This is a genomic window from Amycolatopsis sp. NPDC051102 (assembly GCF_040682815.1).
Classification (GTDB): domain Bacteria; phylum Actinomycetota; class Actinomycetes; order Mycobacteriales; family Pseudonocardiaceae; genus Amycolatopsis.
Genome location: NZ_JBFBBT010000009.1, coordinates 1 through 5,406 on the forward strand (window position 1 = coordinate 1; position 5,406 = coordinate 5,406).

Annotated in this window: 6 protein-coding genes; 5 read left to right on the forward strand and 1 reads right to left on the reverse strand. The window is 70.4% G+C overall.

Features of this window, described 5'->3' with window-relative positions; all coding sequences use genetic code 11:
* From AB0M93_RS24445 to AB0M93_RS24460, 4 genes are all read left to right on the forward strand, one after another.
* Positions 1 to 96, forward strand: a 96-nt coding sequence (locus AB0M93_RS24445) for a hypothetical protein (protein ID WP_364277061.1), incomplete at its 5' end; no start/stop codon positions are given.
* The gene (locus AB0M93_RS24450) at positions 97 to 273 is read left to right on the forward strand and encodes a hypothetical protein (protein WP_364276498.1); all 177 of its coding nucleotides are present in this window, start codon (positions 97 to 99) and stop codon (positions 271 to 273) included.
* Entirely contained in the window at positions 270 to 1,661 is a 1,392-nt protein-coding gene (locus AB0M93_RS24455) for a family 2B encapsulin nanocompartment shell protein (protein ID WP_364276500.1), read from the forward strand. The genes AB0M93_RS24450 and AB0M93_RS24455 overlap by 4 nt, the downstream gene beginning before the upstream one ends.
* Entirely contained in the window at positions 1,658 to 2,677 is a 1,020-nt protein-coding gene (locus AB0M93_RS24460; RefSeq protein WP_364276502.1) for a family 2 encapsulin nanocompartment cargo protein polyprenyl transferase, read from the forward strand. Before AB0M93_RS24455 ends, AB0M93_RS24460 begins: the two co-directional genes overlap by 4 nt.
* A gap of 160 nt (positions 2,678 to 2,837) precedes the next feature.
* On the opposite strand, the gene AB0M93_RS24465 is transcribed toward AB0M93_RS24460, so the two are convergent.
* Positions 2,838 to 3,968 (reverse strand): CapA family protein, encoded by a 1,131-nt coding sequence (locus AB0M93_RS24465; RefSeq protein WP_364276504.1) that lies wholly within the window; start codon positions 3,966 to 3,968, stop codon positions 2,838 to 2,840.
* A 368-nt stretch (positions 3,969 to 4,336) separates the two neighbouring features.
* On the opposite strand from AB0M93_RS24465, the gene AB0M93_RS24470 reads away from it, so the two are divergent.
* Positions 4,337 to 5,311: a substrate-binding domain-containing protein gene (locus AB0M93_RS24470; protein WP_364276506.1), complete on the forward strand. Its 975-nt coding sequence runs from the start codon at positions 4,337 to 4,339 to the stop codon at positions 5,309 to 5,311.
* The last annotated feature ends 95 nt before the right edge of the window (positions 5,312 to 5,406 follow it).

Genomic DNA, 5,406 nt, shown 5'->3' on the forward strand with positions numbered 1-5,406 from the left:
ATCTCCTACCTCGTCTCCGCCTACTACTCCGCCGCCGTCCTCGTCCCCGACGCCCTCGCCGTCCTCGAAGCCGCCGAAATCGGCCGGGAGGAGTAGATGCCCGAGCCCACCACGCCGCCCCGGGTGCCCGAAGTGGACGGCCGGCCGCCCGTCCTGCCCGCGTCGGCGTTCGGGCCGACCGGGCTCGGCACCACCGCCGCCCGGGTCGTGCCGAAGTCCGGCAGCGCCCGCCCGCCCGAAGCACCCGAACCCGATCGGCGCGTGAAACCGTGACTGTCACCGAAGAAACGGCGTCGCTGCAGCTGTCGCTGAGCGTTACAGCGGCGCGGACGCTGACCACGACGACCAAGTCCCTGCCGCAGATGCGCGGCATCACCACCCGCTGGCTGCTGTCCCAGCTGCCCTGGGTGGACGTCCCCGCGGGCAGCTACCGCGTCAACCGGCGGCTGACCTACACCATCGGTGACGGCAAGGTCAGCTTCTACAACACCGGTGCCCGCGTGCAGGTCGTGCCCGCCGAACTCACCGAGCTCGCGCTGCTGCGCGGTTTCGGCGACGAAGACGCGCTGGCCGCGCTGGCGGACGCGTTCGAGCAGCGCGAATACGAACCGGGCGCGACGCTGTTCACCGCCGGCACGCCGCGGGACAAGCTCGTGCTCATCGCGCACGGCAAGGTCTCCCGCCACACGACCGGTGAGTACGGCGACGACGTCCACCTGGGCACCGCCGCCGACGGCGACCACTTCGGCGAGGAACTCCTCGGGAGCGACACCGGCACGTGGGAGTTCACGGCCCGGGCGGCCACCCGCGTCATCGCGCTGGTCCTGCCCGCTTCGGCCTACGCGCGGCTCAACGGCCGGTCCGAGTCCCTCCGCACGCACGTCGCCGAGGCCCTGTCACGGCCGCGGAAACCCCAGAACGCCAAGGGGGAAGCGGCGATCGACCTCACCGCCGGCCACGACGGCGAGCCGATCCTGCCCGGCACCTACGTCGACTACGACCCTTCGCCGCGCGAGTACGACCTGGCCGTCGCGCAGACCCTGCTGCACGTCCACACCCGCGTCTCGGACCTCTACAACCAGCCGATGAACCAGCTCGAGCAGCAGCTGCGGCTGACCGTGGAAGCCCTGCGGGAGCGACAGGAACACGACCTGGTCAACAACACCGACTTCGGGCTGCTGCACAACGCGGACCTCAAGCAGCGCATCACCACCCGCACCGGGCCGCCGACCCCGCACGACATGGACGACCTGCTCACCCGCCGTCGCAAGACCCGGTTCTTCCTCGCGCACCCGCAGGCCATCGCCGCGTTCGGCCGCGAATGCACCGCCCGGCGCGTCTACCCGGACACGACGACCCTCGACGGACGGCGCGTCAACGCCTGGCGCGGCGTGCCGATCCTGCCCTGCGACAAGATCCCGATCAGTCCCACCGGCACCACGTCCATCATCGCGCTGCGCACCGGCGAAGCCGACGCCGGTGTGATCGGCCTGCGCCCGGAGTCCCTCCCGGACGAATACCAGCCGGGCCTGAACGTGCGGTTCGTGGGGACGAACGAGCGGGCCGTCACCACCTACCTCGTGAGCGCCTACCACTCCGCCGCGGTTCTGGTGCCCGACGCCCTCGGCGTCCTGGACGACGTCCAGATCGGCCGCTCATGACGACGATGAACACGCGCACCGCGGCCCGCCCGCTCGCCGACGTCCTCGCGTGGAGCAAGGGCCTGGTCGACCCGGCGCTGCGGGCCGCCGCCGAGCGGCTGCCGGAGGCGATGCGGCGGATCGCCGGCTACCACCTCGGCTGGTGGGACGCCGACGGGCGGGCGTCGTCGGCGGACGGCGGCAAGGCGCTGCGGCCGGCCTTGGTGCTGCTGTGCGCGGAGGCGGCGGGCGGCGACCCGGCCGACGCCGTCCCCGCCGCCGTCGCGGTGGAACTGGTGCACAACTTCTCGCTGCTGCACGACGACGTCATGGACGGCGACACGACCCGCCGGCACCGCCCGACGGCGTGGACGGTGTTCGGCATCGGGCCGGCGGTGCTGGCCGGCGACGCGCTGCTGAGCCTGGCGTTCGAGGTGCTGGCGCCGAGCGGCGCGCCCAACGCGCGGCTGCTGTCGGCCGCGGTGCTGGCCCTGAACGAGGGGCAGGCCGCGGACCTGGACTTCGAGCAGCGCGACGACGTCACCCCGGGCGAGTGCGTGCGGATGGCGGAGGGCAAGACGGCGGCCCTGCTCGGGGCGGCCTGCGCGCTGGGGGCGGCGTCCGGGCCGCGAGCCTCGGACGGCTTCGGCGCGTTCGGCCGGGCGGTCGGGCTGGCGTTCCAGCACATCGACGACCTGCTGGGCATCTGGGGCGACCCGGCCGTCACCGGGAAGCCGGTGTACTCGGACCTGCAGAACCGCAAGAAGTCCCTGCCGGTGGTGACGGCCCTGTGTTCGGGCACGGACGCGGGCGCGGAACTCGCCGGCCTCTACGCCCGCCGCGACCCCCTCGGCCCGGCGGACCTGGCCCGCGCGGCCGCCCTCGTGGAGGCCGCGGGCGGCCGCCAGTGGAGCCAGGCCCAGGCCGACGCGCTGCTGGCCAAGGCCCTGCGCGACCTCACCGCGGCCGCCCCGGTCCCCCGCGCGAGCGCGGAACTGACGGCCCTGGCCCGCCTGATCACCACCCGCACCCACTGAGCTGTGACGGAGGCGCCGACACGCGTGATTACAACGCCAACTCACGTGATTGGAGGGTCGACACGGCGCAGCGGGCTGCCTGCTGCCGTGTCGACCCTTCAATCACGCGTGTCGACTCTCCAATCACGCGTGTCGACTCTCCAATCACGTGTGTCGACCCTTACTTGCCGGGGCGGGTTAGGCCGGATTTGCCGGCGTTGAGACTCAGGATGTTCTTGTCCGTGTCCTGGAGGGCCTTGGTGACCTGGGCGGACGGCGGGGATGTCGACAAGTCGATCAGACGGATCGGGGTGTCGAGCTTGATCAGGGTCGGGATGTACTCGGCCTTGTCGACCTTCCAGCGGTCGCCGTCGCGGACGAAGCGGAAGCGGGCCGCGGCGCCTTCTTCGGTGTCGCCCTTGGGTTCGGAATGGCGGGCGACGCTGTTGCCGAGCCCGTAGGCCACCCACTTGTCCCCGATCTTCTCGAACGGCTGGACCACGTGGGCGTGGTGGCCGACGATCAGGTCGATGTCGTCCGACGCCAGCAGCTTCTTCGCCTGCGACCGCTGTTCGGCCGTCGGGTCGTGCTGGTACTCGATGCCCCAGTGCAGGCTCGCGATGACGACCTGCGCGCCGGCCTGCCGCGCCTTCTTGGCCGCTGCCAGCACGTCGTCGACGTCGATCTGGTTGGCCAGCCACGGCTTCCCGGCCGGCACCTTGATGCCGTTGAATCCGAACGCGTACGACACCTGCGCAACCTTGACACCGTGGACGTCGAGGATCAGCGGCTTCGCGGCCTCGGCGGCCGACCGCGCCGAGCCGGTGTGCTTGAGGCCGGCTTCGTCGAGCTTGTCCAGGGTGCGGGTGACGCCCTCGGCGCCCTGGTCGATCGTGTGGTTGGACGACGTCGAGCAGGTGTGGTAGCCGGTGTCCTTGATGGCGTCCGCGATCTCCGGCGGCGCGCTGAACGACGGGTACCCGCTGTACGGCCCGCCTTCCGGCGCCAGCGGCGTCTCCAGGTGGCAGATCCCGAGGTCGGCGCCGGAGATCAGCGGCTTGATCCCGGCCAGCAGCGGCCGGTAGTCGATCTTGCCGCCGCCGTCGGTCTCGGCCTGTTCGGTCAGCGCCGGGTGGATCAGGACGTCACCGGTCGCGACGACGCTGAACGACCCGTCGGGCGCGGCGGCCGAAGCCGCGGCCGTCGATTCCGGGAAGGGCGTCGGGGCCGGCCCCTGCTGCTGCGGCGGGCTGCTGCAGGCGGCCGCCAGGACGGCGACCCCGGCCAACGCGGCGACGCGGTACTTCGTCATCGATCCCCCTCGGACGTGGTCCGGTCATCCTGCCAGCCGGACGAATCCGGCAGCGACACCCACCGGTTCCCCGTGGAACTTCCACCACAGTCGACAACACCGATCAGAACATTCGCACAGGACAAAACCGGACAACGCGCAGGACAGACGTGAAAAAATACGATAAATAGCGGGTACGCTTGCCACGATGCAACTACGCAGAGTAGGTCTCGCTCCGCTAACTGCGCCTTGACGCTCCTCGAACGGGTGTTTTGTAATACGAGTCACTCCGCGGTACCCGACCCGCACCACTCGTCCCCGGCCCATGGGAGCACTCGATGTCCACATACCCGCACAGGTTCCGTACCTGGAGCGTTGTTGGTTGTTGTTTGATTTCCGGCGCTCTGCTGGCTTCCTGCTCCTCCGGAAAAGACACCGCGGCGCCGCAGCAGCAGGCGCCGGCCAATGGCAAGATCACCCTGTACTACCTGCAGAAACAGGGCGACCAGCAGTACTTCGTCGAGCAGGCCCAGGGCGCGCAGGAGAAGGCGAAGGAGCTCGGCGTCGAGCTCAAGGTCGTCAACCTCGGCCAGGACGCCAACAAGGCGATCACCGAACTGGACGCCGCGGTCGCCCAGGGCGCCAACGGCGTCGCCATCGTCGTCCCGGACCAGGCCATCGGCCCGCAGGTGATCGACAAGGCCAAGAGCGCGGGCATCCCGCTGATCGCCTCCGACGACGTCATCAAGGACGGCACCGGCGCGAAGGCCCCGTTCGTCGGCTTCAACGGCAGCCAGATGGGCGACTCGGTCGGCACCGAGGCCGGGAAGCTGTTCAAGGCCGCCGGCTGGACCGCCGCCGACACGAAGATCATCAGCGCGTTCAAGCAGGACCTGACCGTCTGCACCGACCGCGTCAACGCCGCGAAGGCCGCGTTCGCCAAGTCCGCCGGCGCGGACGTCCCGGTGATCAACGTCGGCACCGACAACTCCCCGGTCGACGCGCAGAACAAGTCCGGCGCGGTGATCGGCTCCAACCCGGGTGTCAAGCACTGGGTCGTGTGGGGCTGCAACGACGAGAACGAGACCGGCGTCGTGACCGCGCTGGCCAACTCCGGCGTGCAGGCGAACAACATCATCGGCGTCGGGCTCGGCGCGTACCTCACCTGCAAGGACTGGGCCGCGGGCAAGGACACCGGCAACAAGGCCGCGCTCTACATCTCCGGCGCCGAGGTCGGCCGCTCGGCGATCCAGGTGCTGGTCGACAAGGTGAAGAACGGCAAGGAGCTGCCCGCGGAGACGATCGCCAAGACCACGATCGTCAACAAGGACAACTACAAGCAGGCCGGCGTCAACTGCACCTGACCCACCCCCTCGTGAGTGGCAAGGCGAGTTCTAAAAAACCCAGGCCCACCCCACCCCCCCACCGGAGGCCCCCCAGGACCGCGCTCCCACCCCCC